We start from the raw sequence: 26,501 nt of genomic DNA on the forward strand, positions 1-26,501 counted from the left end.
AGTGAGGCGCAAAAATTTGCGATAGAATCCCTTCGTATAACGTCCCGGCAACAACATGCAACGAAAAGCGGACAAGGCATTTCATTCTATCGACAAAAATAAGTCTATACGAAATATTGTTACAATCAGCCGCGCCAGGTCAGGAAGCGCTTCTCGATCTGTCCGATGACGAAATTGACGATCAGCCCCATCACCGACAGGATCGTGACCCCGGCAAACAGCTTTTCAAGATCGTAAAGTGATCCGGCTTCAAGAATATAAGAGCCGATGCCGAACTGGGCGCCGAGCATTTCCGCTGCGACCAGCAGGATGATGGCGATGGAGATCGACACCCGCAATCCCGACAGGATCGCAGGGAAAGCGCCGGGCAGGATGATCTTGCGCACGATCGACCACCATTCGAGGCCAAAACTCTGTCCCATGCGCACAAGCGAACGGTCAACATTATCAACTGCGCCATAAGTGGCGACCACGGTTGGCGTAAAAGTCCCGAAAGCGATAAGCATATATTTCGACATTTCATCGATGCCAAACCAGATCACGAAGAGCGGCAGAAGCGCGATCTTCGGGATCGGGAAGAGGGCCGCCACGAGCGGTACCAGACCGGCCCGCACATAGCTGAACAAGCCGATCATTACACCGAGACCGACACCAACCGCGATGCCAAGGCTCGCACCGACGACCAGCCGCCGCAGCGACGGCAGCAGATGCTGCCACAACAGGCCAGTCTGCCAGAGCTGGACGAAGGTTTCGAACACCGCAGACGGACGCGGCAATGTCAGATTGGATATGAAGCCGCTACGGGTTCCAACTTCTGCCAGCGCAAGCAGTGCAATGAACAGGATCAAGGCTATATGACGCACCGGCTGGGGCGCAAAGCCGCCACCACGGAAAGGAACCGGGCGAATATCCTGGCTGGACGGCTTGATCTCTGTAATCTCAACCATTGATCAACTCCTGATCCGCTGCCTGCGCTTCCGCCCGCATCAGCTCCCAGAGATGCTTCTGCTTTTCTTCCAGAACGGGGTCGCCAAGATGACGCTCGGAAAGGGGAATATCGATGTCGACAATTTCCCTGATCCGCCCCGGCCTCCGCGACAGGACCACGACCCGATGGCCGAGCCGCACGGCCTCGTTGAGATTGTGCGTGACATAGACAGATGTGAATGGCTGGCGCGTCCACAGCGCAATCAGATCATCCATCAGCAATTCCCGTGTCTGGCTATCGAGCGCCGACAAGGGTTCATCCATCAGCATGACGGCAGGGCGCACCGACAAGGCACGCGCAATCGCCACACGCTGGCGCATGCCGCCGGAAAGCTGTTTAGGCAAAGCCTCACGGAAATCCGAGAGTCGGGTCCGCTCCAGAACATTGGTGACGATCCTGTCCATTTCGGCCCGGCCAAGACCGTGATCCTCCAGCACCAGCTTGATGTTTCCTTTCACACTGCGCCATGGCAGCAGCGCAAAGTGCTGGAAAACATAGGTGAGGGGGTTGAGCGAATCCTTCGGCGGCGAACCGATCTGCAGCACTTCGCCCGAGGATGGCTTTTCCAGGCCACCCAGAAAACGCAGGAGCGTGGACTTTCCACAGCCCGAAGGGCCGATCAGGCAGACAATCTGCCCTTGCGGAATGGTGAGCGATATATCGTTCAGAACTTCGACCGGACCATAAGAATGGCTGATATTTTTTAGTTGCAGATCCATTTCAACTCCAGTCGGAAAGTCCACCCTCCGACAATAGCATCCCGGTTTGAGATGTCCGTTGTCGGATTTAGTGCCCGGCAAAACCGCCGGACACTGAATGCTCAATCTCAGATTGTCTTGACGTAGGATGTGTCGAACAGCTTTTCCTGCGTGACATCTTCCTTGACCATGCCTTCGGATCGGAACCAGTCGAGCTGCTCCACACAACTGTTGAGCGACAGGGCCAGTCCCTTATTGATGCGCATTGCGCCATCAATCAGGTTTTGTTTTGCAGTTTCAAACGGACTGTCGCTTTCGACATATTTGTGCACGATCTTTGCAATGTCATCGCGCGCCGCATCGTCTGCGGTGTTGTCGACGAAGGCCGCATTATAATCGTCGATTGCCTTGGAATAGGCTTTGACGAAGGCTTCCGTCATGGCGCGCTCGTCGCTCGCATTCCTGGTGGAAGTGAAGGCCGTCGTGACCTGATAATCCGGCGCATAATCGGAGACGAGACCGATCTGCTTGGCAGCGCCTTCGCGAATAAGTTTCTTGGCGATATTGGGCTGGATGGCCCAGGAATCGATCTGCCCGGTTGACAGAGCGCCGACTACGGCACCGAGTTTCTGCAACGGGCGGAGCTGGATTTCGGAAAGCGGAATATTGTTGGCCTTGGCGATCTTGTGCGCCATGAAATGAAACGACGATCCAGCCGTGGTGATACCAAAACTGTGTCCTGCCAGTTTGGACGGTTCAGTCAGCCCGGCTTCATAGGCCTTGTTAGAGGCCAGGATGACATTGCCGGTGATGCCTTTTTCTTCCGCAAGCGCGCCACCGATTACCTTGATTGCCCCCTTGTCAGCCAGACTGATGAGGCCACCGCTCATTGCCGTCACGCCGAAATCGGCATCGCCGGATGCGATGGCGACTGCCATGGGCTGGGCGGCTTCGAAGAACTTCAGTTCGATATCGAGACCGGCATCTTTGAAATAACCACGCTCATAAGCGATGTAACTCGGCGCGTGGCTCGCCAGATGAAGAACAGCCAGATTTCGCGTCGCAGCGCGGGCAGGGGAGCCGAAAGCGGTGCTGATGCCCAACGCACCAAGTCCCATCAATGTCTGACGGCGTGTCAGGGTGAAATCCATTCTGGCTCTCCTCCGATGCAGGTGTCGGCCTGGCACCAGAACTTTCCTGTTACACCCGGCAAACAAAATTTCGTTACGTCTCTACCACGGAAAAATATGGAAGATTGCTTTCGCATAAAGCCACGTGGCACGATTTTCAATAATATTAACGGCTAAGTTCCAAACTCGCGGCTATCGATCTTACGGAGAAACGGGCCTAACCGAGCCAATATTGGACCGGATGCGGTCTCGGGCAGCAGATGCCCACCAGCCAGTCCTTCGCCCTCAATATTGGTGGCCCAGTCTGCCCAGATATCGAGCGGTTCACGCCCGCCGCCATAGCGTCGGCCTTCTTCCCAGAAGACCAGAACCGGCGCGTGGATACGCCGTCCAGCCGCCCGATCGGCAAGATCGTCGGCTTCATCCACGCCAGCACCTGCGCGGTAGTCCTCGCATATCCGGTGCCGGACTTCAGCATTCTCGAAGGCTTCCCGATAGTCAGCAAGAGCGAGGGGATGCAGCTTGTCGAGACCATGCGCCATCTTCTGCAAGGTCGTATCGATCATGAAACGGGGATTGCCGGATAACAGCATTTCCGGCAGCGGTTCGGGCTGGGCAAGCATGAACCAGTGCCAGGCACCCATGCCAAAAGCCTTGCTGGCACCTTCCCACATTTCCGGTGTCGGCACGACAGTAACGGATACCAGCCCAAGCACCTTGTCAGGATCATCGAGCGCCATGCGATAGGCAACCCGACCGCCGCGATCATGGCCGATTACAACGAACCGGTCGTGGCCGAGCGTCTGCATCAACTCCACCAGGCTTGCAGCCATGCGCCGTTTCGACCCTGCGCCGGTGGGATTGGAAGTGATGCGGCTGCGCCCATAGCCCGGTAAATCCGGTATGACGACAGTACAGAATTGCGCCAATTCCGGTGCAATGCGATGCCATGCGGCCATGGTTTCAGGATAACCGTGCAGCAACAGGACAGGCAGGCCTTTTCCGCCGCGCATGACGGCGAAACGGACATCGTTCGTTTGCACCTCCTGCATTTCAAAACCGGGAAGGAGCTGCTTGATTGCTGGTTTCATAGCCCACCATATTGATCGTGCCCGAAGCTGATTCAGTCGACCTTATAGCACGTCGTGCAAAGGATGAGCTCTAAAGGGAGGTAAGTGGAGGCCACCCGCAGTACCATATCGATCAGATAATATGTATTATGGAACTTAAACGTATCGACGAGCAAAAGATGTATTTTACAAGGCCTTGCCGCCCGTCGGATCAGGTCTTTGTATCTCCAATGAAAGCGCCTTAGTTTATCCGCATCTGGCTGGAGTGATCGAACAAATGCATGCGGTGGGAGGAAATATTCAGCCCCACTTTGTCGCCTGCCGCGTAACGCGTCTCTCCTTCAACGGTCGCCATCAGCTTTTCTTCGCCCACTTCAAGAACGATATGTGTCTGAGCGCCCGTCGGCTCAACCAGCCTAACTCTGGCCGGCAAACCGCCATCCGATCCAATCTGCAGGTGTTCAGGTCGCATCCCCAGTATTATTTTCTGCCCGGCCTGCAATGCGCCTTCAGGCAATGGAAGCAAGGCGTCACCGATACGGGCGCCGCTTCCTGAACCATCTCGCTCAACCGAAGCTTCGAGAAAATTCATTGAAGGTGAGCCGATAAATCCGGCAACAAAAACATTTGCCGGGCGTGTGTAAAGCTCCATCGGCGTTCCTTGCTGTTCAATCCTTCCCTTGTTCAGAACGACAACCCGGTCGGCCAATGTCATCGCCTCTATCTGGTCGTGTGTTACATAAATCGATGTCGTGCGTACTTTCTGATGCAATTCCTTGATCTCGGCTCGCATCAGGACACGCAGTTTTGCATCCAGATTGGATAGAGGTTCATCGAACAGAAAAACTGAAGGTTTGCGTACGACTGCACGTCCCATCGCAACACGCTGGCGCTGTCCACCCGAAAGCTGGTGCGGTTTGCGATCCAGAAGATCGGTAAGGTCGAGCATTCGAGCAGCGTCTGCCACACGTTCCTTTATTTCGGTTTTCGGGCGACCTGCGAGTTGAAGATTAAACGCAATGTTGTCGAAAACCGTCATATGCGGGTAGAGGGCGTAGTTTTGAAAAACCATCGCAACATCCCGATCACTCGGGTTGGCACGATTGACATTTCTTTCGCCGATCAACAAGTCACCCGCGGTAATCTGTTCAAGCCCCGCGATCATTCGGAGCAGCGTGGACTTGCCGCAGCCGGACGGCCCGACAAGCGCCACAAACTCCTCATCTGCAATCGTTAGATCAACGTTCGGGATGACCTCCACATTGCCATAGCATTTGCGGATTGAATGAAGCTCGACCGAAGCCATTTGCTCAACCTTTCTGCCCTGATGCTGTCCGATTTTGCCGCCCCGCCACCAGAACGGCCAGATCCGGGCGATCCGTGGTCAATTGACCTATCGGCTTGGACATCCAGTATTCCAGTTCGGTTTCGGTGTTGGGAACCCAGCACCCCAGCCTCGCCGCTCCCACTTCTGCAACACACTGCTCCAGCACGTTTTCCAGCAGACTTTTCTCAAATGCCAGTATCGTGGCCGTGTCGATGCCTCGCTTGAGCACCTTGTCGAAGCCACCGAAGAATTCGGCCGAACGGCGATCTATCGACATGAGCAATTGCTGTTGGGGAAACCGACAATGAATATCTTCCAGAACTTCCGGAACGAAACAGGTGAGAAAGACGCGATCGATCATGCCGCGTTCTTCAGCCAGCGCGATGATTTTCTCCGGCAGATCGGGATAAGGCACGCCCCGTTCGTCGATTTTAATCTCCAGTTCCAGCTCCAGTCGGGTCGGCGCAAAAATATCCAGCACCGCTGCAAGAGTTGGAATCGTCTCGCCACGGCTATCGTTCAGAACAATTTGTCCGAGCGCTTCTGCACTTTGAGCCTGAACAGGCCCTCGCCCGTTCGTCGTCCGGTCGAGCAAAGGGTCATGGATCACAACCGGAACCCCGTCGGAACTCAAGTGGACATCCAGTTCCACGGCATCCACATCGAGGGCCAGCAGATTACGGAAGCCGGCAAGGCTGTTCTCAGCCCACAAATTTCGACCGCCACGATGGCCGATGATCTTAACCATTTGAATTTCTCCGGTTGTATTATTTTCCGCTGTCGACAAGGCCTTTGACGAACCACCGCTGCATAACAAGGATTACAAGTACAGGTGGCAGCATGGTCCAGAGGGAAGCGTTCATAAGAAGATGCCATGTTGGCAGTCCGTCGGACTGCGGCATAACCTGTTTCAGGCCGACCACCGCTGTCGCCATGCTGGGGTCCGTCGTCATGAGCAACGGCCAGAGATACTGGTTCCAGCCCATGAGGAACAGGATGATCGACAATGCCACGATATTTGACCGCGACAATGGCAGTAGAATTCGAAGGAAGAACTGCATCGGCTTGGCGCCGTCGATACGGGCCGCCTCGCACAGATCGTCCGGAATTGTCAGGAAGAATTGCCTAAACAGGAATGTGGCGGTTGCCGATGCGATGATCGGAAGGATGAGGCCCGGATAGGTATTGACCATATTCCAGTTCAACTCGACCGCTATGCCGAGCCAGCCGAAAAGAATGTTCAACGGTAGCGCCATGTTGGCGGCAGATTCATAGGTCGGAACAATACGGACCTCGATCGGCAGCATCATCGATATGAATATCAGCCAGAAAGCGGTCATCCGGAAAGGAAACCGAAAGTAGGTCACGGCAAATGCTGCAAGCAGGGACAAAACCAGTTTGCCGATGGTGATTCCGAGCGCCACGATAAATGTATTCACCAGAAGCTGGCCAAAATTGATCGTGTTCAAAACTTCGCGCGAATTGACGAAGAACTGATCGCCGGGAAGCCAGCTCAACGGAACTTTGAGCACATCCTGCTGGCTCAAGGAACTCGTGACCAGAACAAAATACAGCGGGAGACAAACCAGGACGATCCCGAGTATCAGAATCGCATGGCAAACCGCATCGAGGACTGGAGTGCGCTCATTCATAACTCAAACCGCATAGTTGACGCGCCGCTCGACCAGTCGAAACTGGGCAAAAGTGAGGGCGAGAGCGAGGATCATGAGAATGACGGATTGGGCGGCTGACGACCCCATATCCAGATTGACGAAGCCATCCTGGTAAACCTTGTAAACAAGGATCGAGGTCGCGCCCGCAGGTCCGCCGCGCGTCGTTGCGTCGATGATGGCAAAGGTGTCGAACAGGCCATAAACGAAATTGATGACGACCAGAAAGAACAGCGTCGGCGCGATCATTGGCAGTGAAATGCGCTGGAACCGCCGCAACGGGCCGGCGCCGTCGATGGCAGCGGATTCCAGAATCGAACGCGGCACAGCCAGGAGAGCTGCGGCGAGAAAGATATAATTGTAGCAGATGTGCTTCCACGAAGCGGCTAGCACAATGAGGATCATTGCATCCGTCGAATTCTTGGTCGGGTCCCAGCCGATCCCCATCATATGCATCATCTGGGAGATCGGGCCCACACGCGTATTGAAGAGAAACGCCAGCATGATCCCAGCGACAGCGGGAGCAATGGCGTAGGGAAGCAATAGTATTGTGCGATATGTTCCACGTGCGCGGATGATATGGTTTGTAGCAAAGGCAAACAGGAGAGCAACCGACAGCGTTATGGCATTTTGCCAGAGTGTAAACCACAGCGTCAGCTTGGCCGATGCCCAGTAGGGCGCACTTGCAAACAACGCAGTGAAATTGGCAAATCCCACCCACTGCACAGACCCGCCGAATGGATCGTTCAACTGAAACGCCTGAATAAGCGCACGAAACGACGGAATAAAGAAAAAGAACAGCAAAACCAGCAACTGAGGCAAAAGAAGCAGGATTGGTGTTCTCAACTCCTGGAAATGCGCGCGCTTCAACCCGCTTTCCTTCCGCTCCGCAAGGGAGCGGAAGCGCAAAGCACGTCCACGTAGGGAAATCATCGCATCACTTTCCAGCGTTCAGCTTTTCGAAGCGGCGGAGCACTTCGTTACCGCGGGCGACGGCGGAATCCAGAGCTTCCTGGGTCGTCTTCTGACCCAATGCTGCGGCCATCACTTCTTCCATGATCAGAACATTCGCCTGATTGGAATTGCCGAAACGGAATCCCATCGAATTGTCCGAATTCGGTTTCCGCATGAGTTGTTCGATGGCAATCGCGCGGGTCGGGTGCTGCTCGAAATAGCCTTCCTTTTTCAACGCATCATAAGCCGTGGTTGTAACGGGAACATAGCCCGTATTCTTGCTCCACCAGACCTGTGTCTCGGGTTTGGCCAGAAAATCGAAGAAAGCCGCAGCGCCTTTATATTCGTCTTCGGAATGGCCTTTCATGGTCCATAAGGCACCGCCACCGATGACGCTGTTATGGGGAGTACGGTCTTTCTCATGCGGAAGAAAAGTCGCATTCCACGGGAATTTCGCCGAAGCCTCCACGGCGGCATGGGAGGCTGTAGAGGCAATTATGGTCGAACAGGTGCCAGATGTGAACAACTGGACGGGCTGAACACCCTGCCCCGCGATCTCCATGACGCCGCTGGAGATTAGATCATGCATACGCTCGACCTGGGTACCGAGGTGTTTGTTGAACACAAACTCCGTATCGATCCCGTCGATACCATTTCGTTTCGTGCCATAGGGGAAATCATTCACAGCCGAATAATTCTCGAGAAAGCTCCACTCATAGTCACCGGGCAGAGACATCGCGCATTGTGAGACGCCTTTGTCATGAATCGCGTGTAGCTGTTGGGTAAGCTCTTGCCAGTTGTCCGAGGGTTTGTCGAAACCGGCAGCCTTGAAATGCTCTTCATTGTACCAAAGAATGGGCGTCGACGAATTGAAGGGCAGCGCCTGCAGTTTTCCCTTGTCGCTGTAATAGGCAGCAACCGGAGCTATCACCGTGCTCCAGTCGATAGTGTACCCCTCTTTGCTCATCAGATCCGTGACGGGAATGACCGCGCTGGAATTCAGCATCGTGAGGAATGCACGCTCGTTCGTCTGGACAATGGTCGGCGCGCGCTTCGCCCGATAAGCGGCAATCATCGCATTGATGAGTTCTTCGTAACTGCCCTTATTGACCGGAACGACAGTGTACTGATCCTGCGTTTCGTTGAACTGCTTTGCCAGTTCGCCGACACGATCGTTAAGCACGCCTCCCATTGCATGCCAGAATTCGATCTGGGTCTTGGCCTCTGCCGTCATACTGACCAGCATTGAACTGCCTGCCAGCATAGCTGCTACTAAAAGACGCTTCATCGCTTCCTCCCAATACCGATCAAGTGCTTGAATTGTGAGCATACGCTCTGAATTGTGTTTGTCCAGCCTGTTTTTCCAGTTACTCTCACTCCTCCATATCGAGACGTTTACAACTATAATCTGCAATATTTTTCGGATAAGTACTTAAATCCTTAAGCATCAGGCACTTCGCCGGTTGATCTTTTGGTCGCTTGAGATTTATCATACGCTCTCATTATAATCATAATCTCAGGATTCTCTCCATGGCAGCTACCCTTCACGCAAGCAATTCCGGGGATTTCGATCTCGTCATTTTTGACTGTGACGGCGTACTGGTCGACAGTGAGATAATCGGCTGCGGTGCTGTCGCGGAGGTTTTGACCCAATACGGTGTCCCGACAGAACTTGAATATGTGATGCGCAATTTTCTCGGCCGCCCCGCTTCTGCGGTAACGGACGAGTTTGTGCGGCGCGCGGGCAGAGCCTTGCCGGAAGATTTTGTAACGAACTGGCGAGAGAGCCTCTTCAAGCGCTTCGAGCTGGAGCTCGTCGCGGTTGATGGTATTCAGGACGCGATTGAGGCAATCGCTCTTCCGTACTGTGTCGCATCGTCCAGCGACGAAGAGCGTCTCGACATCTCATTGGGGAAAACGGGTCTGTTGTCGCTGTTTAAAGGCAATATCTTCAGCACGACAATGGTGAAGCATGGCAAGCCCGCACCCGATCTCTTTCTATTTGCAGCCGGCAAAATGGGCGCGAAGCCCTCACGGTGTGTCGTCGTTGAAGACAGCCGTAGTGGCGTGCAGGCAGCCAAGGCGGCTGGAATGACAGCAATCGGCTTTACTGGCGGCAGCCATTATACGGTGCTGGACAATACGGAGGCATTGCGCGATGCGGGTGCCGATCATATTCTGATGAGCGCCGCTGACCTGCCCGCCTTATTGAAAGATATTTCCTCCGATGGCCGATAACGAAAAGCCTAAACTGGACGACGCCGCAAGGGCTGGCTGGCTATATTACATTGCCGGCAAGACTCAGGACGAAATTGCACAAATGCTTGGCGTTTCCCGGCCTACCGCCCAACGCTTCGTTTCCCAATGTCGATCCGAAGGTCTTATTACATTCCGGATGAACCATCCGATAGCCGACTGCATGGAACTGTCCAGCAGGCTTACAGACAAATTCGAACTGGTTTATTGCGAGGTTGTGCCCTCTGAAGGAACATGGCCGGACGTATCGACCGCTGTCCCGGAAGCTGCTGCCGTTTTGATTGAACGTCAATTACGATCACGCAACGCCATTGTTATGGCAGTGGGAACCGGGCGCACGATGCGGGCAACAGTTCAACGTGTTTCGCCGTTGAATGGCTCCACTCACCGACTGGTTTCGCTTGTAGGGCACATCGGGATCGATGGATCCGCAAGCCCATTCGATGCTCTGATCAAGCTTTCAGAAACTGTGAATGCCCAACATTTTCCCCTCCTCCTGCCGCTTTATCTCCCCTCCTCTGTAGAGAGAGACGTTCTGCTCTCAATAGAGCCTGTGCGCCGGGTTCATGAGCTTGCGACGACAGCAGACCTGTGGCTAACCGGTATTAGCGATCTGTCCGCCGACTCTCCTCTGTCCAAAGAGGGATTTCTCAATCGGGACGAACTATTCGAACTCAATCGCCTCGGTGCAGTTGGGGAAATCTGCGGTTGGGCTTTCGACGCGGAAGGAAGAATATTGGACGGCGCCACCAATCTGCGAACCACGAGCGTCGCACCACAGATTGGCGTTGATCGACCGAGAATTTGCGTTGCTTCGGGAGAACGCAAGCTGGTTCCGTTAAAGGCGGCCTTGCACGGACGCATAATCAATGGACTGATAACCGATGAGGACACAGCAAAACGACTTTTGATGTGACCGTGGCGCTGGAGCGCCGATCTGACTTAATCAGATCGACGCTCTAAGTATCTGTTTCAATCATTTCGATGGGGCCGCCGTCTTACTCATAACGATCGTGGCGACGGACCCAGTCCATTCCCCCAACCTCATTGCGGCCTTTCGGAGCGAGATCGAGCATATTGTAGGTGCCCATCATTACCTCAACGCCGCGTCCATAGGTGGAATAGGTACGGAAGACCTCGCCCTTGTCATCCTTGTAGAAGGCGCTGACACCTGGCCATTCTGCACCAGTTTCCTGCCATTCGCCGAAGTTGTAGTCTATTTTTCCGCTGGCGACCTCATCGGGTTCAAAACTTACCCGGAAGTCGTAGTTGAAATCGGTGTCGAAGGACGACACCCATTTGAACTGCCAGCCCATGCGCTTGCGGTAACGTTCGATGTCGGCAAGCGGCGCGCGGGAGACAGCGATCATGGTGACGTCGTGATGCGCAAGGTGCTTGTTCATACCGTCGGCGTGGTCGGCCATGAAGGAACAACTGGGACAGCCTTCCTTCCATCCCGGCGCGAACATGAAATGCTGTACCAGAAGTTGCGAGCGGCCATCGAAGAGATCAGCCAGCGTGCGTGAGCCCTCCGGCGTATCGAAGACGTATTCCTTGTCGATACGCACCCAAGGCAGGGCGAGCCGCTGCCGGACAACCTTGTCGCGAAGATGCGTCAATTCCTTCTCTGCTTTCAGGAAGTCCCGGCGGGCGGTCAGCCATTCATCGTGTGAAACAACAGTGTGTTGCATTGTCAGTCTCCTATGGTTTGAGTATTGGGGCGCTGCAAACGGGCTGCAAAAAGCTTCGTCCAAGGCGTCAGGTGAAAGAGGCTCATCAGCGCGTACATCACGGCCATGTCGTTGACGGGGAAGAACGTCGATGCGCCAGAGCACATCGTCATGTCCTGCGAGCCGACTGCAGAAATCCAAGCCATCAGCGCAAATGTCGGGGTGGCGGCGAGCCCGATCCAACTGGTCGCATCGCTCGCCGATCCCGGCGGCGAACCGTCCCTTTCCGTTACAGTGCACATTGGCATATCTGCGTCTCCCATCGAATTGCCGTTTCCAGCGGTTGCGATACAATGAAGCTAGCTCGGATGGAGGCGTGCGTGGGAGTTACAAGTGTGACGGGATTTCAATGGACTCGCTGATCGCTACCGCCGCAAGTGCTCTCTCGGCTGGTGATCCCCTCGCGGCGCTGAAAAGGATCGCATTGCGCGATGACCCACCGGCGCTGGCATTGCGAGGCATCGCAATGGCGCAACTCGGTGACTTCGCGCGCGCCAGAGCGCTTCTGCGAAGCGCAGCGCGTATGTTCGGCCCGAAAGAACTTGTAGCCCGTGCGCGTTGTGCCGTTGCCGAAGCCGAGATCGCACTTGTTTCGCGCGATCTCGGGCGCTCGTTGCAAACGCTCAATGCAGCCCGGATAGTCCTTGAAACTTCCGGCGACCGAAGGAACGCGGCTCATGCCGGCTATCTCGAAGCCCGGCACCTTCTCCTGATCGGTCACCTTGATGAAGCCGAAGCGGTACTCGGTGCGTTCGATGCCAGCGCTCTACCGTACGCGTCGCTGGCCGGGCGCGAACTGGTGGCGGCGGGCATAGCCATCCGTCGCATCAGGACAGCGCCTGCGAAAACTGCTCTGGAACGGGCAATGCAGGCAGCGACAGACGCGCGCATTCCAGCACTCTCGGTCGAGGTCGAGCGCGCTGTACGAGCCTTCGGGACACCGGCAGCGCGCTTGATCACCGGCGGCGCCGAGCGCTTGCTCCATCTCGGAGAAGTCGAAAGGCTTTTGGCTACCGATACGCTGATCGTGGACGCCTGCCGCAATGCGGTGCGTGGAGGGACAACGATCGTTCCTCTCGCCACTCGTCCGGTACTGCTTAAGCTCATGCGCGCTCTGGCGGAGGCCTGGCCGGAGGATGTTGCACGCGAAACGCTTCTCAAGCGCGCTTTCGGCGCACGACATGCCGATGCATCGCACCGTGCGCGACTGCGCGTTGAAATTGCCCGGCTGCGCGAAGCTGTCAAACCGCTTGCCACACTGAGTGCAACCAGGGACGGTTTTGTTCTGCAGCCCTACACCACCCGCAATGTTGCCGTTCTGGCGCCGCGCGTAGAAGGCGACCGTGCCGAAGTCCTCGCTTTGCTCGGCGATGGGGAAGCCTGGTCGAGTTCGGCATTGGCGCTGGCGTTGAACGTTAGCCCGCGCACGGTGCAGCGAGCACTCGAAGAGCTTGCCCGCGACGGCAAGGTCGAGACGTTCGGACGCGGGCGGGCGTGCCGCTGGATCGCATCGGGCGTGCCCGGATTCCCGACAAGCTTGTTGCTCCCCACTACACGGATTTACAGCTAGGATGACGACATGAAACACTCAACTGCCGAAATCATCCGTGAATATGGCCCCTTCCCCGATGCAGATGACGTCGCCGGGGTCAGCTTCGACGGCAATCAAGTCTGGTTCGCAACCGGCAGCAGACTCAATGCTCTTGATCCCGAAAGCGGGGAAATCCTGCGTTCGCTCGACGTCGTCGCCGATGCAGGAACTGCATTCGACGGCGAGCACCTGTTCCAGATCGGCGATGCCATGATCCGCAAGATCGACCCCAGGACCGGTGAAGTTGTGGCCGTAATACCGGCGCCCGGAGACGGCGGAAATTCCGGTCTGGCGTGGGCGGAGGGATCGCTCTGGGTCGGACAGCATCGCGGTCGCAAGATACACCAGGTGGATCCCGAGACCGGAGAAGTGCTGCGTACGATCGAATCCGATCGGTTCGTCACAGGCGTGACCTGGGTCGACGGCGAACTTTGGCACGGCACCTGGGAAGGCAACGGGAGCGACATTCGCCGCATCGATCAGAAAACAGGTGCCGTGCTCGAGCGATTGGACATGCCGACCGGAACCGGCGTTTCGGGGCTTGAATCCGATGGCGGCGACCGTTTTTTCTGCGGAGGCGGGGGCAGCGGAATGGTAAGGGTCGTTCGCCGGCCCCGGCACGCTATCAAATGAACGATAAGTCTATCAGTGTCCCGATTGGGGCTCATGAATTTTTGGCAAGAACCACGCCAGAAGTCCAAACAATGGCAGATAGGAGCACAACCGGTAAACGGTTTCCACGCCATATTGATCTGCAAGCACGCCGAGAATTGCAGCAGCAATACCTCCAAGCCCGAAATTCAAGCCATAAAAAAGGCCACCAATAAGTCCGATACGATTGGGCAAGAGTTCCATCGCATAGATAAGGATCGATGCGAAAGCGCTCGCCATAATCAGATTGATGAAAACGGTGAGAACTCCCGTCCAGAACAAATCGACATAGGGAAGCATCAATGTCAGCGGCAGAGGTCCCAGCACAGAAATCCAGATAATCTTGTAGCGGCCTATCCGGTCTCCCACGATGCCACCGATCAATGCCCCTGCCGCAGAGGACATAAGAAAGATAAAGAGCATCATCTGCGCAGAGGGAATGGACAGGCCAAATTTGTCCATCAGATAAAACGTGTAGAATGAGCGAAAGCTTTCGCCATATGCGTTCTTTGTAAACATCAAAAGGGTCAATACGACCAGACCGATAGCGATAGTGGCGGGCGCATGGCGGATGGGTTCCCCACCTGCGCTGCCCCCTGCCCGCACGGCAGCGAATGCCGCTCGAATTTCTTTCTGTTTACTGCCGATCCAGACCAGGAGCGACATCGCGAGCAATGCCAATACGGCAAACCAGGCAAGACTTTGCTGCCCCCACGGCACAAGTATCAGTGCTGCAAAGACAGGTCCGAGCGAACCGCCTGCCTGCCCGCCAACCTGGAAAATACCCTGTGCAAGCCCCTGGCGCCCTCCCGCCGCATATCGAGCCATCCGCGTGGCTTCGGGATGGAAAATCGAAGATCCAATACCGATGAGCGCCACAGAGACAAGTATCACCGCATAACTATGCGCGAAAGCCAGGCTCACCAGCCCGGAAAGCGTGAACATCATACCGACTACCGGCGAATAAGGTGCGGGCCGTTTGTCGGTAATCATCCCGATGACCGGCTGAAGCAAAGACCCGGCTATCTGGAAAGTAAGGGTGATCATCCCGATCTGCACGAAGTCGAGCGCATAGGCGTCTTTGAGGATCGGATAAGATGCAGAAATCAGGGATTGCATCAAGTCGTTCAAAAGATGCGAGAAACCCAGAACGAGCAGCACAGCTATGTAAGACTTGGAACGCGTTCTGGCGGGACTTGATGCTATTACGTTCACTGATTCCACCCAAAAGCAATAGAAAGCAAATATTATTCTTGCTTTACCTCATACTCCGATCAACGTCCATGTCATGTGAAAATAATACTCTCAACAACGATCTCAAAAGATCGCGACCAGATGCGGACGTTCTCTACGAAAACGGCCATCAGTATCCATGGAAACACACTCTTGACGGAAAACGGAGACTGATCAAGCATGCTGCTCAGCATCTGAGCCATTTCTGATCAGCGCCAAGGAGCAAACCATGAGTGAAGATCATCATGAACATTCGGATCGATGGAAGCACGACGGCGTACGTGTGATCAAAGGCGACCAGCTTGATCCGAATACCGCACAAACACCCGGTATGTTTCGTCAGGCGGCGATCAATCACGCGCGCGTCGGAGCACAGAAAATCTGGGCAGGAACGGTCGCAATCGAGCCCAATGCAAAGACTGGCGTCCATCACCATGGCGCGCTTGAAAGCGTCATTTTTGTTCTTCGGGGCAAGGCACGGATGCGATGGGGAGATCATCTGGAGTATGTGGCCGAAGCGGGACCGGGCGACTTTATCTTTGTACCACCCTATGTTCCCCATCAGGAGATAAATGCCGATCCAGACAATGTGCTGGAATGCGTTTTGGTTCGATCCGACAACGAAGCGGTTGTCGTAAACATCACGGACGTCGATCCGATAGAAGACCCCGAGGAGGTCTATTGGGTGGACCCAATACATCCTCATCCCAAATAAAGACATCTGCCTGCCCGGATGAAACCTGGTCGCCCGACATAGTATGCGGTAAGTCGCCACTAATCGTCAGGCTATACGCTGAGAGCGTGATCATTCTCGATCTCTTTATTAGGACTTGTTCCGATGTGATTGAGAAATCGCGCTATTTTTAGATGAGCGCAAAGGGAATCTGACCATTCTTCGTAGAGTTCCATCTTGCCGGATAAGATGGTGATGAAGCGCTGCAATAACATGCAACGTGACAATAGCGATGGTGCCATAAACGAGCATGGCGTGCAGCCACGACCAGAACGCTTCGTCAGCGTCTGAAACGGTCAATGGCAAATTCGGCATGACGAACAAGTCGAAGACATAGCTCGGGATATCGAGAGGCGAGGAAGACACAACTGCCCATCCGGTGAGCGGGATCAGGATGGTCATTGTCAAAAGCATTCGGTGAGCGCCGCCTGCCAGCAGTACCTCCAGCCGGTTCGTATCCTTGTAAGGCAGGGGATGTATGCTCGTTGCAAACCAGAACACCCGGATAAGTGCCAATCCGAAAATCGTGAAACCGAATGATTTGTGCCATTGATAGAGCGTGAACTGGAGCACGGGGTCAGAACCCGTCGCCTGTGTGAGAAAGCCGAGACCGATCTGAAGAATAAACAGACAGGCGATCAGCCAATGCAGAAGCTGCGCTACCAATCCGTATGTGGTTTCAGTATTGCGCCACATCACAATCTTTCCGAAAGGCTTCAAACCTGTTTCATTCGAACTGTTTATAGGCACTCACGGCAATTTCCTGGAGTCGTGCGCGAGGCATGTCGCCGACAAGCGCACAACTGATGGCATTGTCTGTCCATACAAGCGCCTCCAGGTTATCCTGAGACAGGTAACGCAAGGACGTCTCCTTCATATCGTCCGACGGCACGATAAATAGCGTGACACGCTTGCCTCCCCGCTCTTCATACATCAGTTGCGCCGCAGGTCCGCTCTGGGCAGGCAGCAAGCGCCCACCAACCAGGGAAAGCCCTTCGGCCTGCAAATCGGGAATGGTAAGGGCGCGATCAAGCCGCTTGGAGAGCCATGCAGAAAGATGTTGCTCCTGCTCGGCTTTCACTTCCACAGGATGCACGATTTCGCTGGTGTAAAGGGTATGAGCCGCCATAGCCTCACTTACCAGTGGCCATGCAGACGTCGGCGGGGGACCGGAAAAATCGCGCCCGAACCAACCGCCGAGCCCTCCCAGCGCCACCAGAAACACAGCAACGGCGGCCATGCGCCACCATTGTTGTCGCGCCACGAGAACCTGCTTGTTGATATTGTCGGGGAAAAGTCGTGTGGGGAGCGGTTCATCTAGGACAGGGGCATATAATGCCCGCAACGTCTCGTTCTGTCTTTGCCAGATAGCAACTTCCGACTTCAAAGATGGATTGCATAAAAGCTCGGCCTCCACTGCCTGACGGCGCTCCTCGCTCAAAAAGCCATCAGCATAGGCCTGCAATTCGGTGTCGCTGATCAGGTTACTCTTCATTTCACAGCCCTCAATTGCGCACCTGTCTCCTCTGTAAGCTTGCGTAATGTGGCCCGCGCCCGCCCCAACCGCGACATCAGTGTGCCAAGCGGAATATCCAGTACCGTGGCGGCCTCGGTGTAACTCATGCCCTCAATTGCTATAAGCAAAAGCGCTTCTCGTTGTTCGGCAGACAATAGCTGTATTGCGCGCGCGGTTTCGGCAAAAGCAAGCCGGGAGGGCGATGCGCTGGCAACCTGCGGTTCCATCGTGACGCTCGATAACGGCGCAATATCCGGGGCGCGTCGCCTGTGGCGCAATTCGTTTCGCCAAAGATTGATAAGCATTCGAAACAGCCATGCACGCAAGGGGCCGGACGGTTGCCAAAGGCTGCGTTTGCGGATAGCGCGCTCCAGACAATCCTGAACAAGATCGTCTGCCCGATCGGCGTCATGTGTCAGCGCCCGGGCGTAACGCCGGAGCGCTGGAACACATTCTTCCATTTCTTCCAGGAAGCGCGACATGCCTTGTTACCCGGCTTTCTCAATCCTTTGCGACATGCCAGACGCCGCCGACGCCATCGCCGGAAACATCACCCGGCTTTTTATCGCCTTGCCAAAGATAGAGAGGCTTCTCTTCATAGGCCCATTGCTTCGTACCGTCCTTACGGGCAACAAGACTGAACTCATCACCGGCGGTCGCCATTCCGTCGGCCTTCAGCGGCGGCCATTTCTTCGCACAGTCATCGTAACAGTTGGATGTCCCTTTGGTGTCCTTGTCGAAGACGTAAAGCGTCATCCCTTTCGCGTTCGTGAGAACCTCCCCTTTCGCCGTTTTCATCGTTTTTATGGTACCCGATGCGTAATCTTCAGTATGCGCAACGAACGGCAGGCCAGTCATAAGAGCGACGGCTATGAAAAATGTTGTCGGTCTGCACATAATAATCCTCCTTTGCGGTATTGTCCTTGCTTCCATTCACGACAACACCGCGCCCTTGAAATTAATCCGCAACCGGAGACATTATTTTGCTCCGCGCAGATTCATCTCGAATTTGACTACGTTGGAATAGATCGGTGTGCCGACATCCATTCCGTATAGGGAACGGAGCACGTCGCCGGTCACATGAAACGTAACAGTTTTGGCGTCGTTGCCGACAAGGGCCGCAAAGAATGTCTCGCCATGGGTTTTACCCCGTGCCGTCAGCACCCCGTCGATACGTGCCGTGCGCGGGCCGGTCTGCGTAATCCGTGTCGATTCAAAAGTCAGAACTGGATAGTTCCGAACGTCGAACACTGCGGAAGACTTCAGAAAGTCAGTGATCCGGGGTTGCTTTGCATCGACGCTTGCGGGCCGGAGCCGAAGCGATACGGAAGACCTGGAGAGATTTTGCGCATCGAGTTCCAGATTGCCCGTAAACTCGCCAAACGAGCCGCCCAGACCGCCACCCCCGACCTGGCTCACGGTAAAGGCGATTTGTGACGACTGCTGAATGGTATAATGCCCGCTGGCAACACCGAACGTATCGGCATGCGATGAGACGGGCATCGCGGCTATGACCATTGCGATAGCGAAGGGGCGGAACATGACGACCTCCCATGTTTGCCGTGTCCCAGCATCAACACCGGTCGCGCGTTTTTAATCCGCCCGTAAGCGTATTTTTTTAAAACCGCGATGCTCGCTCGCAAGTCAAAGTGACAGAAGCTAGAGCGCATTTCGATCTGATTGAATCAGATCGGCGCTCTAACTGTTTGTTTTAACGCGCATCTTGTTCCGAAAACCGTTTCACACTTTTCGGGATGCGCTCTAGCGGTATCTGACTGAACTATCAGTACATGATGCACGCCAGGCCAGCGACCACGAACAAGGCACCCAACCACGCTCCGGCTGCAGGACGTTGCCCGGTTCGCAACCACAATAGCGGAAGGATGATGACTGGCGTTGTCGCGGAAATCGTTGAGACCACGCCTGTCTCCCCACCTGACAAGGCAAAGAGCAGCAGCGTCATTCCCATGGCAAGCGACAGAAAGCCCGAGAGCGCTGTCAGGCAGGTCACCCGCCACGTCAGCGGATTGCGTGGACGAAACGCTGCGACGGGAAACATCGAGACGAAGCTGAGACAGCAGGCCGCCGTTCCGACACGCAGCAGCGAGGCCAGAAACGGATCGATACCGGTTGCCATTACCGGCCGCACGATGATTGATCCGACTGCTTGCCCAAGTGCGGCAAGCAAACCGAACAATAAGCCGACAATCAGGGAGCCTTTTACCGTCTCCCAGGGATGAAGCTGCGTTCGACGGTTGTTGAAGAATATCGCCAGGCAAACACCCAGAATGGTGAGGGTAATGCCGGCTACAACCGAAGTCGTGAGTTTTTCACCAAGCACGACCCACCCCAGAACGGCAGCAATGGGAGCATTCATTGCAAACAGAATTCCGGATCGGCGTGGCCCTAGCCGGTTCAAGGTCACGAAGAGGATCGTGTCACCCAGGAAGATGCCGATAAAGCCAGACAGGATGAGCGGAAAAGCATTGCCAGAATGGATCTGTTGCCACGTTCCGGTTGCTATCACATAGACAATAAGCAGGCAGCTTACGAAGATCTGGCGCACCTGATTGAAGGTCAGTGCGCCCAAATGGCCAGCAGGTCCAGCCGAGATGAGGCCCGTGAGCGCCCAGCAGATAGCAGCCCCCAGTGCCGCCAGCTCATAAATAGGCATGAAGCCCCTCAGCAAATCCGTGAATTACGACTTAGAATCGGGAAACAAAAACCCTTCCCCAACTCGTCGCTTCTCCTATCTGACCTTCGATATACTGGCAATGCTATGCTATCCGGCGGCATAGTTCCTCAATGCTTCCCCCAGACGCGCGATACCCGGTTCGATGTTCCCCAGCGGTACCGAGGAAAAGCTGACCCGTGCATGATTGATCTCGGGATCCTTCGCATAAAACGGGTCGCCCGGAACATAGCCAACCTCGAATTTCGGGATTGCGCAGTCGATCAGAAACTTTCGTGCATCAAAACCGTCAGGGAACGTCAGCCAGGTGAACAGACCACCGGCAGGATCGGTGAAACGAATGCCCTGAGGCAGTTCGCTACGCAGTGCATCAAGCATGACATCCTTTTTGTGCCTATAGTGTTTCCTGATGGTTCCGATGTGCTTCTCCAGATCATAGGTTTCCAGGAGATTGGAAATTGCGGTCATATTCAAGGTGCTGCACTGGGTATCGGCGCCAAGCTTGAGCAGCGTGAGTTTATGAATGATCTCTTCGGAAGCGACAGTCCAGCCGAGCCGCAGTCCAGGGGATAATATCTTCGAGAAGCTGCCGAGATAAATGACGCGCCCCTCCTCATCCAGACTTTTCAACGGGACCGGCGGTGGCGCATCGAAATGCACCTCGCGATAGGGTGTGTCCTCCAAAATGATCAGTCCGTATTTGTTCGCGAGCCGGATCAGGGCCTTTCTCCGTTCCAGGGTCATGGTGACGCCAGTCGGGTTGTGATAATCCGGGATTGTATAAAGCAGCTTTGCACGAGGCTGGCGCATCAAAAGGGCTTCCAAAGCGTCCGTGTCGAGGCCGTCATCATCCACCGGAACGGTTTCGTATTGCGGTTCGCAAGCCGCGAACGCACCAAGCGCGCCAAGAAATGTCGGGGCCTCGGTAATGATGACATCGCCCTTGTCGATCAGCAGACGTGCCACAAGGTCGAGCCCCTGCTGTGCGCCCTGCAGGATAAGGACGTTGTCCATCGTGCAACGGATGTGTTCCTGTTTCATGCGGTCCGCGATCTGCTGGCGCAGCTTCGGCAAACCGACAGAAAAAGAGTATTGCAGTGCCTCACGGCCAGAATTTACTATCGCCGCGTCGAAGGCGGTCTTGATCGCATCGAACGGAAAAACGTCCCCATCGGGATATCCTCCACCGAAGAAAATCATCTCGGGATTTGTATTCAAGCTGCGGATAGCCGACGGCTTGATGCCGTCCATACGGGATGCATACTGAATATTCATTTGGCTTGTCTCTGGTCTGGAGAAAGGCGCAGACGGGGTCAGGATTTCGCTGGCAAGGCGAGAAGAACCGGCAGGTGTCGAGCATCGGGAGCCATGTCGAGGTTCATGACGAAATCACAAAGCGCGCGGTAACGATCCCCTGGCAAAACACGCCCAGCAAGCGCCTCGAACTTGGCTATGACCGCAGCGTCGCTCATCGGATTGGCCATGCCTCCCAGTGGAAACTCGACCGTTTCGCTGAACATGCGACCATCGTGCAGCGTCGCCGCGATTGCGGGTTCTGCATTGGCAGCCATTGCGGTATCAATTCCGACATTGGTGAGTGCAAGCCACTGCTCTATCGCTGGAGCAGACCATGCCTCCCGCTCGAGCTCATCAAGCCCGACCTTGCCATATTGGAGCCGCGCAGCAACGGCATAAGCCAGGCTCATTTGCGCGTCAGCGCGGCTGGCGATGATCTTGCCGCCGCACATGCCTGCCTGAAACTCGCTCATCGTTACATCAATACGAGCGATATCCTGCGGTGCAATACCGCGTTCGGTCAAAATCTTATCGATAGCATCGATAGCCGAATGGGTGCCGCGGCATGTTGCATAGGGCTTTATGGAGCAACGGTTGACACGCCAGAACTGTCCAAAATCAGCATTGAGCAGGTCCGGCCTGGCTTCGCCGCGACAGAAGGTCGTAAAGAAATTACCCCAACCTGTAGCGTCCAGTACCGAAAGCGGACCATCAAACCCCGAGGCTGCGAGCTTTGCGGCGACGAAGCCGCCTTCAGCAGCGCGGCCAGCATGCAGCTTCTTGGTCTGGCTACCATCATGAATGAACGCCCACGTACCGCCCGCATATGAACTGGCGACACCCAGCGCCGAGGCGTGCCGGTCGGCATCCAGGCCGAAAAGGGTGCTGGCGGCTGCCGCGGCAGCGAAAGCCCCGCAAGTGCCGGTGGAATGCCAGCCCAGCTCGTTATGGGTTTCGTAGCCGCCGCTGGCTTCCAACATTCGCCGCCCGACTTCGTATCCGGCGAGAACTGCGGTCAGAAAATCCTGCCCTGTGACTGTACCGCGAACCTCGCCCAATGCTGCGATTACCGCAGGCATCACGACAGCGCCCGAATGGTCGCAACCACCGCTGTCATCGAGTTCAAACGCGTGTGCCGAGACACCGTTGACGAAGCTCGCTGTGCGGCTGTCGAGCATCATCGTCGTGCCCCAGATCGGCGCTGGACCGGTTCCACCGCCATGAACGAGACCAAATGCTTGCAGCACTGTCTGGGCCTCAAGGGAGGTAATACCTGCGATCGCCGCCCCAAGCGTATCGAGGATATGGATTTTTGCCTTATGAATCGTCGCTGCCGGAAAGTCGGCAAAGCGCATAGCCGCGACATTCCGCGCCAGCGTCATGGACGGATGGTCAGTCACGGCCCTGTTCCTTACGATAATGTTCGAAGATGTTTAGAGGATGCTGGGTTTCGAGCGGCCCTGCCTGCTCTGCTGTCCAGGCGGCAATCTCGCCGCCGGTGGCGAGCCATACATCGTCGTGTGCAAGTATGTGTTGCAGAAGCTGTTCGAGGATGAAAATACGTCCCGGTGTTCCGATCATTTCGGGCCGTACTTGCAGCACATAACAGCGTCCATATTGGCGGTAAGCGTCGAATTCCGCCTTCCAGTTGTGCAGCACGCCCTCATAGGAGGCGATGCGACCCAGCCCTTTTGGAAAAGCGGGGGCGAAATTGAACTGGAAATAAGGCCGATCCTCAAGTTCGACATGAACCGGAATCTCAACCAGAGACGAAGGATGGACATAAGGCGCGTCGTCACCGTTGAGCGAAGCTGACCAGTCGAAACCTGCCTCTTTAAGCACGAGGTCGAAATGGCGCGGCCACAAGCCTCGCGGCAGGCAGAAGCCGTTCGGACGCCGTCCTGTCACCTCAGCGAGTATGTCAGCAGAATGCAAAAGAACATTCTTTTGCGCATCATGTCCGAGCGTGGAAAAATCCTCGAATGCCACACCGCGCGCTGCAATTTCATGACCGGCTCCGGCCATAGTCGCCACGGCGTCGCGATGCTTCATCGCAACCTCTCCCGGAACGAACCATGTGGTTTTCACACCGAGATTGTCGAAAAGCGCGCACAGGCGGTCAACACCGCGCACCGCGCCATATTCCCAGACAGAAAAACTCTTGGCCCGTTCTGCCAGATCGGGCGCGCGGGCAATGGCGTCAAGCCCGTCATCGAACAGTATGGTAACCGCTACGGCACAACGCTTGCCATGCGGCCATGGGAAGGTCGGGATCATCTTGTTTCTCCTTCACCGCATGACGCATTCTGGTCTATCCACCATTGAGCAATCTCTCGACCGCGCGCGACCCAGACATCGTCGTGAGCGCGGATCGCCTCGAACAGCCCCTTCAGAATGCTGAGCCTGCCCAGTTTTGCCGAGACTTTTGGATGCAGGATTGTCGTCCAGCACAGGCCATCACGGTGAAAGCCCTCGAACTCGGCACGCCAGTTAGCTTCCACAGTGCGGAAATCCGCTATGCGGTCTTGACCGGTTGGAAAATCAGGCTCTTCGAAATAGGCAAGCGCCGTGTAGTCGTCGATATCCCAGCGGCCCGGAATCTCCACCAATCCCGGTTTGCCGTCCGGACCAGAATGGAAATAAGGCCGATCGTCGCCTCGCATCGAGCTGGAATAAAGGACGCCGAATTCCTTGAGGATCGTTGCGGTATGCGGGCTCCAATCGCCGGAGGGCGTGCGAAATCCAACCGGCTTGATGCCGAGACGGCTTTCAAAAACCTGAGCGGAACGCTGCATGATAGCGAGCTGTTCTGCAGGCGTCCGGTCGATAAACACTTCGTGGTAATGGCCATGATAAGCCATCTCGTGACCGGCTTTCAGGATAGCCTCGCAGCGCTCGGGCCACTGTTCCACTACCCATGTGGGGGTAAAGAAAGTGGCAACCAGATCATATTCGGCCAACAGATCCAGCAGGCGCGGCAACGCACGCCACGGCCCGTAAGAGCCTTCGGTAAAGTAGCGCAGATTGTCGAGCAGGCTGCCATCGAGCATAGCGCCACCGGTCGGACCATCCAGATCGAAGGCAAGCGCCACCGCCGAACGCTTGCCGGACGGCCACTTCGGCGAGCCGGGACAAGGCCCCCCAACACCTAAATCTTCCACCTTCACCTCCGCCATTTTAGCAAATTTTCACCGGGGCGGTGCCGCGTTGAAGCGGAACCGTCCTGTCATTTTATTGCTGCTGATATTGTGCAGGCCGGTTACAATCCCGACGGCTATTTCACCGGCTCTTCATTGATCTTGACCGTCTTGACACCGGCAGACTGCAGTTCCCATTTTTTGAGAACAGCGTCGTAGGAACCATCGGCAATCATGTCCTTGAGTGCCTTGGCAATGAGATCGCGCAGTTGCCCGTCCTTCTTGCTGATGGCAATCCCCTGATGCACGGTCGTGAATGGCTCGCCGACGATGGTGTAAGTGTCCGGCTCCAGATTCAGAAGATATGGGAGCGTTTCACTTCCCTGCACGGCTGCGTCGAGACGTTTCTGGCGTAGCTGGGTACGGGCATCGGCCGACCCTTCCGTGCCAACGATCTTCAGGGCTGGCTTGCCGTTCTTTTCACAAGTTTCCTTGCTCCAGGCTTCCATTTCCTTCGGGAATGAAGTGCGTCGGCTGGCTCCAACCGTCTTGCCGCAGAAATCTGCTGGTGTTTTGTATTGTTCTGCCCGGTCGGCGGTGGTGTAGAACTGGGCACCCGAAGCGAGGTAATCAACGAAATCCAGTGTTTCCCGGCGTCCCGGCATATCTGTCATGCCGGAGATGATCATATCTGCGCGCCCGGTATTGAGCGCGCTGACCAACTGCTCGAAGCTGATCTCTTCCCATTTGACGGCGACACCAAGTTTTGCACCGATGGCATTGCCCAGATCGATATCAAGACCCGTCAAGGTACCCGTTTTCGGATCCTTGAATTCGAGTGGCGGATAGTTCGGGACATTGGCGATAACGATTTCTTTCTTTGCCGCAATTCGCTCCGGCAGCTCCTGTCCCGTCGCGGCGTGGCTTGCTGCCATCAAGACGAGAACGGAAAGTGCAAGCTTGTTCTTGATCATGTCCTTATCCCCTGTTGTGTAAGTCCGGTGTTACTTCTTGTGTACGGCTTTGATGAAGTTCTGCGTTCGCGTCTGCTGCGGATTTGTAAGAACCTGTTCAGGCGAACCGATTTCGATGATTTCGCCCTGATCCATGAAGGCGACACGGTCAGCAACTTCACGGGCAAAGCCAAGCTCGTGGGTTACGACGATCATCGTCATCCCGCTTTGTGCCAGATCGCTCATGACACGCAGAACTTCCCCGACCAGTTCCGGATCGAGTGCCGAAGTCGGCTCGTCGAACAGCAGCAGCGTCGGTTGCATGGCAAGCGAGCGGGCGATGGCGACACGCTGTTGCTGTCCACCCGACAACTGGGCCGGATAAGCGTCACGCTTGTCGTAAAGCCCAACCCGTTCAAGAAGTGCATGAGCGCGTTTTCGGGCAACGTCAGGTTTCTCCCGCAGCACCTGTATCGGACCCTCGACGATGTTCTCGGTCACCGTCAGATGCGGGAAAAGGTTGAAGCGCTGAAACACCATGCCTATCGAGCGCCGTTGGCGGGCAACCTCCGCATCGCTCAGTTCATGCAGGTGATTGCCTTCGCGACGATAGCCGATCAACTCGCCGCCGACCCAGATCGCGCCGCCATTCATGTGTTCGAGCTGATTTATGCAGCGCAGGAACGTGCTCTTGCCGGACCCCGAAGGGCCAATGATGCAGAGAACTTCGCCCTTGGCGATCTGGAGGCTCACCCCTTTCAGAACTTCGAGCGTCCCGAATTTCTTGCGCACATCTGCGGCCACGACCAGTGGCCCCTGAGACGAGAGATTTTGCTTTGCGACGTCAGTTGAAACAGTATTTGCCATGTCCATTAC

29 protein-coding genes are annotated in these 26,501 nt (G+C 55.6%); 5 read left to right on the forward strand and 24 right to left on the reverse strand.

Translation table 11 applies throughout. The features are described 5' to 3' along the window. Positions 1 to 125: 125 nt before the first annotated feature. The 9 genes from ACYSN1_RS09095 to ACYSN1_RS09135 form a co-directional block, all read right to left on the reverse strand. A complete protein-coding gene (locus ACYSN1_RS09095) occupies positions 126 to 947 on the reverse strand; it encodes an ABC transporter permease (RefSeq protein WP_461725377.1) in 822 nt (273 codons plus the stop codon). Further along, positions 940 to 1,707 (reverse strand): ABC transporter ATP-binding protein, encoded by a 768-nt coding sequence (locus ACYSN1_RS09100; RefSeq protein ID WP_461725378.1) that lies wholly within the window; start codon positions 1,705 to 1,707, stop codon positions 940 to 942. Before ACYSN1_RS09100 ends, ACYSN1_RS09095 begins: the two co-directional genes overlap by 8 nt. Positions 1,708 to 1,814: 107 nt before the next feature. After that, positions 1,815 to 2,837, reverse strand: a complete 1,023-nt coding sequence (locus ACYSN1_RS09105; protein ID WP_461725379.1) for an ABC transporter substrate-binding protein — start codon at positions 2,835 to 2,837, stop codon at positions 1,815 to 1,817. Between the two features lie 152 nt (positions 2,838 to 2,989). Beyond that, positions 2,990 to 3,907, reverse strand: coding sequence for an alpha/beta hydrolase (locus tag ACYSN1_RS09110; RefSeq protein WP_461725380.1), 918 nt, complete (start codon positions 3,905 to 3,907; stop codon positions 2,990 to 2,992). Between the two features lie 220 nt (positions 3,908 to 4,127). Beyond that, positions 4,128 to 5,192, reverse strand: a complete 1,065-nt coding sequence (locus tag ACYSN1_RS09115) for an ABC transporter ATP-binding protein (protein WP_461725381.1) — start codon at positions 5,190 to 5,192, stop codon at positions 4,128 to 4,130. A gap of 4 nt (positions 5,193 to 5,196) precedes the next feature. Then, on the reverse strand, positions 5,197 to 5,961 hold the full coding sequence (locus ACYSN1_RS09120; protein WP_461725382.1) for a glycerophosphodiester phosphodiesterase family protein: 765 nt from the start codon (positions 5,959 to 5,961) through the stop codon (positions 5,197 to 5,199). Positions 5,962 to 5,980: 19 nt separating this feature from the next. After that, positions 5,981 to 6,865 carry a sn-glycerol-3-phosphate ABC transporter permease UgpE gene (gene ugpE, locus ACYSN1_RS09125; protein WP_461725383.1) on the reverse strand — a complete coding sequence of 295 codons (885 nt, stop codon included), beginning with the start codon at positions 6,863 to 6,865 and terminating at the stop codon, positions 5,981 to 5,983. A gap of 3 nt (positions 6,866 to 6,868) precedes the next feature. Then, positions 6,869 to 7,816, reverse strand: coding sequence for an ABC transporter permease subunit (locus tag ACYSN1_RS09130; protein ID WP_461725384.1), 948 nt, complete (start codon positions 7,814 to 7,816; stop codon positions 6,869 to 6,871). Between the two features lie 4 nt (positions 7,817 to 7,820). Beyond that, positions 7,821 to 9,125 carry an extracellular solute-binding protein gene (locus ACYSN1_RS09135; protein ID WP_461725385.1) on the reverse strand — a complete coding sequence of 435 codons (1,305 nt, stop codon included), beginning with the start codon at positions 9,123 to 9,125 and terminating at the stop codon, positions 7,821 to 7,823. Positions 9,126 to 9,367: 242 nt separating this feature from the next. On the opposite strand from ACYSN1_RS09135, the gene ACYSN1_RS09140 reads away from it, so the two are divergent. After that, positions 9,368 to 10,075, forward strand: coding sequence for an HAD family hydrolase (locus ACYSN1_RS09140; protein ID WP_461725386.1), 708 nt, complete (start codon positions 9,368 to 9,370; stop codon positions 10,073 to 10,075). Then, positions 10,065 to 11,009, forward strand: coding sequence for a sugar-binding transcriptional regulator (locus ACYSN1_RS09145; protein ID WP_461725387.1), 945 nt, complete (start codon positions 10,065 to 10,067; stop codon positions 11,007 to 11,009). The genes ACYSN1_RS09140 and ACYSN1_RS09145 overlap by 11 nt, the downstream gene beginning before the upstream one ends. 82 nt (positions 11,010 to 11,091) lie before the next feature. Here the strand turns inward: ACYSN1_RS09145 and ACYSN1_RS09150 are convergent, their stop codons facing one another. Continuing rightward, positions 11,092 to 11,784: a DUF899 domain-containing protein gene (locus tag ACYSN1_RS09150; RefSeq protein WP_461725388.1), complete on the reverse strand. Its 693-nt coding sequence runs from the start codon at positions 11,782 to 11,784 to the stop codon at positions 11,092 to 11,094. A gap of 2 nt (positions 11,785 to 11,786) precedes the next feature. Then, complete coding sequence (locus tag ACYSN1_RS09155) at positions 11,787 to 12,071, reverse strand: hypothetical protein (protein WP_461725389.1); 285 nt, start codon at positions 12,069 to 12,071, stop codon at positions 11,787 to 11,789. Positions 12,072 to 12,172: 101 nt separating this feature from the next. On the opposite strand from ACYSN1_RS09155, the gene ACYSN1_RS09160 reads away from it, so the two are divergent. Continuing rightward, entirely contained in the window at positions 12,173 to 13,393 is a 1,221-nt protein-coding gene (locus ACYSN1_RS09160; RefSeq protein ID WP_461725390.1) for a helix-turn-helix domain-containing protein, read from the forward strand. 9 nt (positions 13,394 to 13,402) lie between these two features. Then, the gene (locus ACYSN1_RS09165) at positions 13,403 to 14,047 is read left to right on the forward strand and encodes a Vgb family protein (protein ID WP_461725391.1); all 645 of its coding nucleotides are present in this window, start codon (positions 13,403 to 13,405) and stop codon (positions 14,045 to 14,047) included. A gap of 12 nt (positions 14,048 to 14,059) precedes the next feature. On the opposite strand, the gene ACYSN1_RS09170 is transcribed toward ACYSN1_RS09165, so the two are convergent. Beyond that, entirely contained in the window at positions 14,060 to 15,289 is a 1,230-nt protein-coding gene (locus ACYSN1_RS09170; RefSeq protein ID WP_461725392.1) for an MFS transporter, read from the reverse strand. Positions 15,290 to 15,527: 238 nt separating this feature from the next. Here ACYSN1_RS09170 and ACYSN1_RS09175 point away from each other — a divergent pair, with 238 nt between their 5' ends. Next, positions 15,528 to 16,013 (forward strand): cupin domain-containing protein, encoded by a 486-nt coding sequence (locus ACYSN1_RS09175; RefSeq protein ID WP_461725393.1) that lies wholly within the window; start codon positions 15,528 to 15,530, stop codon positions 16,011 to 16,013. 108 nt (positions 16,014 to 16,121) lie between these two features. Here the strand turns inward: ACYSN1_RS09175 and ACYSN1_RS09180 are convergent, their stop codons facing one another. The 12 genes from ACYSN1_RS09180 to ACYSN1_RS09235 all read right to left on the reverse strand — a co-directional run bounded on the left by ACYSN1_RS09180 (position 16,122) and on the right by ACYSN1_RS09235 (position 26,492). Continuing rightward, positions 16,122 to 16,727 (reverse strand): cytochrome b, encoded by a 606-nt coding sequence (locus ACYSN1_RS09180; RefSeq protein ID WP_461725394.1) that lies wholly within the window; start codon positions 16,725 to 16,727, stop codon positions 16,122 to 16,124. 31 nt (positions 16,728 to 16,758) lie between these two features. Next, the gene (locus ACYSN1_RS09185; RefSeq protein WP_461725395.1) at positions 16,759 to 17,526 is read right to left on the reverse strand and encodes an anti-sigma factor family protein; all 768 of its coding nucleotides are present in this window, start codon (positions 17,524 to 17,526) and stop codon (positions 16,759 to 16,761) included. Further along, a complete protein-coding gene (locus tag ACYSN1_RS09190; RefSeq protein ID WP_461725396.1) occupies positions 17,523 to 18,029 on the reverse strand; it encodes a sigma-70 family RNA polymerase sigma factor in 507 nt (168 codons plus the stop codon). The genes ACYSN1_RS09185 and ACYSN1_RS09190 overlap by 4 nt, the downstream gene beginning before the upstream one ends. 19 nt (positions 18,030 to 18,048) lie before the next feature. Then, positions 18,049 to 18,444, reverse strand: a complete 396-nt coding sequence (locus ACYSN1_RS09195) for a COG4315 family predicted lipoprotein (protein WP_461725397.1) — start codon at positions 18,442 to 18,444, stop codon at positions 18,049 to 18,051. A gap of 81 nt (positions 18,445 to 18,525) precedes the next feature. After that, a complete protein-coding gene (locus ACYSN1_RS09200) occupies positions 18,526 to 19,089 on the reverse strand; it encodes a YceI family protein (protein WP_461725398.1) in 564 nt (187 codons plus the stop codon). 241 nt (positions 19,090 to 19,330) lie between these two features. Beyond that, on the reverse strand, positions 19,331 to 20,221 hold the full coding sequence (locus tag ACYSN1_RS09205; protein WP_461725399.1) for a DMT family transporter: 891 nt from the start codon (positions 20,219 to 20,221) through the stop codon (positions 19,331 to 19,333). A gap of 108 nt (positions 20,222 to 20,329) precedes the next feature. Continuing rightward, positions 20,330 to 21,514 (reverse strand): aminotransferase-like domain-containing protein, encoded by a 1,185-nt coding sequence (locus ACYSN1_RS09210; RefSeq protein ID WP_461725400.1) that lies wholly within the window; start codon positions 21,512 to 21,514, stop codon positions 20,330 to 20,332. Positions 21,515 to 21,552: 38 nt separating this feature from the next. Continuing rightward, the gene (locus tag ACYSN1_RS09215) at positions 21,553 to 22,935 is read right to left on the reverse strand and encodes an MmgE/PrpD family protein (RefSeq protein ID WP_461725401.1); all 1,383 of its coding nucleotides are present in this window, start codon (positions 22,933 to 22,935) and stop codon (positions 21,553 to 21,555) included. Continuing rightward, positions 22,928 to 23,812 carry a polysaccharide deacetylase family protein gene (locus tag ACYSN1_RS09220; RefSeq protein WP_461725402.1) on the reverse strand — a complete coding sequence of 295 codons (885 nt, stop codon included), beginning with the start codon at positions 23,810 to 23,812 and terminating at the stop codon, positions 22,928 to 22,930. Before ACYSN1_RS09220 ends, ACYSN1_RS09215 begins: the two co-directional genes overlap by 8 nt. Further along, positions 23,809 to 24,711 carry a polysaccharide deacetylase family protein gene (locus ACYSN1_RS09225; RefSeq protein WP_461725403.1) on the reverse strand — a complete coding sequence of 301 codons (903 nt, stop codon included), beginning with the start codon at positions 24,709 to 24,711 and terminating at the stop codon, positions 23,809 to 23,811. The genes ACYSN1_RS09220 and ACYSN1_RS09225 overlap by 4 nt, the downstream gene beginning before the upstream one ends. A 98-nt stretch (positions 24,712 to 24,809) precedes the next feature. Further along, complete coding sequence (locus ACYSN1_RS09230) at positions 24,810 to 25,646, reverse strand: ABC transporter substrate-binding protein (RefSeq protein WP_461725404.1); 837 nt, start codon at positions 25,644 to 25,646, stop codon at positions 24,810 to 24,812. A gap of 30 nt (positions 25,647 to 25,676) precedes the next feature. Next, a complete protein-coding gene (locus tag ACYSN1_RS09235) occupies positions 25,677 to 26,492 on the reverse strand; it encodes an amino acid ABC transporter ATP-binding protein (RefSeq protein ID WP_235859037.1) in 816 nt (271 codons plus the stop codon). Positions 26,493 to 26,501 lie beyond the last annotated feature (9 nt).

The organism is Brucella sp. LJL56, assembly GCF_054871705.1.

Coding starts and splice junctions, on each gene's coding strand:
- ACYSN1_RS09095 (WP_461725377.1), bottom strand. CDS start 947: ATGGTTGAGATTACAGAGATCAAGCCGTCCAGCCAGGATATTCGCCCG.
- ACYSN1_RS09100 (WP_461725378.1), bottom strand. CDS start 1,707: ATGGATCTGCAACTAAAAAATATCAGCCATTCTTATGGTCCGGTCGAA.
- ACYSN1_RS09105 (WP_461725379.1), bottom strand. CDS start 2,837: ATGGATTTCACCCTGACACGCCGTCAGACATTGATGGGACTTGGTGCG.
- ACYSN1_RS09110 (WP_461725380.1), bottom strand. CDS start 3,907: ATGAAACCAGCAATCAAGCAGCTCCTTCCCGGTTTTGAAATGCAGGAG.
- ACYSN1_RS09115 (WP_461725381.1), bottom strand. CDS start 5,192: ATGGCTTCGGTCGAGCTTCATTCAATCCGCAAATGCTATGGCAATGTG.
- ACYSN1_RS09120 (WP_461725382.1), bottom strand. CDS start 5,961: ATGGTTAAGATCATCGGCCATCGTGGCGGTCGAAATTTGTGGGCTGAG.
- ugpE (WP_461725383.1), bottom strand. CDS start 6,865: ATGAATGAGCGCACTCCAGTCCTCGATGCGGTTTGCCATGCGATTCTG.
- ACYSN1_RS09130 (WP_461725384.1), bottom strand. CDS start 7,816: ATGATTTCCCTACGTGGACGTGCTTTGCGCTTCCGCTCCCTTGCGGAG.
- ACYSN1_RS09135 (WP_461725385.1), bottom strand. CDS start 9,125: ATGAAGCGTCTTTTAGTAGCAGCTATGCTGGCAGGCAGTTCAATGCTG.
- ACYSN1_RS09140 (WP_461725386.1), top strand. CDS start 9,368: ATGGCAGCTACCCTTCACGCAAGCAATTCCGGGGATTTCGATCTCGTC.
- ACYSN1_RS09145 (WP_461725387.1), top strand. CDS start 10,065: ATGGCCGATAACGAAAAGCCTAAACTGGACGACGCCGCAAGGGCTGGC.
- ACYSN1_RS09150 (WP_461725388.1), bottom strand. CDS start 11,784: ATGCAACACACTGTTGTTTCACACGATGAATGGCTGACCGCCCGCCGG.
- ACYSN1_RS09155 (WP_461725389.1), bottom strand. CDS start 12,071: ATGCCAATGTGCACTGTAACGGAAAGGGACGGTTCGCCGCCGGGATCG.
- ACYSN1_RS09160 (WP_461725390.1), top strand. CDS start 12,173: ATGGACTCGCTGATCGCTACCGCCGCAAGTGCTCTCTCGGCTGGTGAT.
- ACYSN1_RS09165 (WP_461725391.1), top strand. CDS start 13,403: ATGAAACACTCAACTGCCGAAATCATCCGTGAATATGGCCCCTTCCCC.
- ACYSN1_RS09175 (WP_461725393.1), top strand. CDS start 15,528: ATGAGTGAAGATCATCATGAACATTCGGATCGATGGAAGCACGACGGC.
- ACYSN1_RS09180 (WP_461725394.1), bottom strand. CDS start 16,727: ATGTGGCGCAATACTGAAACCACATACGGATTGGTAGCGCAGCTTCTG.
- ACYSN1_RS09185 (WP_461725395.1), bottom strand. CDS start 17,526: ATGAAGAGTAACCTGATCAGCGACACCGAATTGCAGGCCTATGCTGAT.
- ACYSN1_RS09190 (WP_461725396.1), bottom strand. CDS start 18,029: ATGTCGCGCTTCCTGGAAGAAATGGAAGAATGTGTTCCAGCGCTCCGG.
- ACYSN1_RS09195 (WP_461725397.1), bottom strand. CDS start 18,444: ATGTGCAGACCGACAACATTTTTCATAGCCGTCGCTCTTATGACTGGC.
- ACYSN1_RS09200 (WP_461725398.1), bottom strand. CDS start 19,089: ATGTTCCGCCCCTTCGCTATCGCAATGGTCATAGCCGCGATGCCCGTC.
- ACYSN1_RS09205 (WP_461725399.1), bottom strand. CDS start 20,221: ATGCCTATTTATGAGCTGGCGGCACTGGGGGCTGCTATCTGCTGGGCG.
- ACYSN1_RS09210 (WP_461725400.1), bottom strand. CDS start 21,514: ATGAATATTCAGTATGCATCCCGTATGGACGGCATCAAGCCGTCGGCT.
- ACYSN1_RS09220 (WP_461725402.1), bottom strand. CDS start 23,812: ATGATCCCGACCTTCCCATGGCCGCATGGCAAGCGTTGTGCCGTAGCG.
- ACYSN1_RS09225 (WP_461725403.1), bottom strand. CDS start 24,711: ATGGCGGAGGTGAAGGTGGAAGATTTAGGTGTTGGGGGGCCTTGTCCC.
- ACYSN1_RS09230 (WP_461725404.1), bottom strand. CDS start 25,646: ATGATCAAGAACAAGCTTGCACTTTCCGTTCTCGTCTTGATGGCAGCA.
- ACYSN1_RS09235 (WP_235859037.1), bottom strand. CDS start 26,492: ATGGCAAATACTGTTTCAACTGACGTCGCAAAGCAAAATCTCTCGTCT.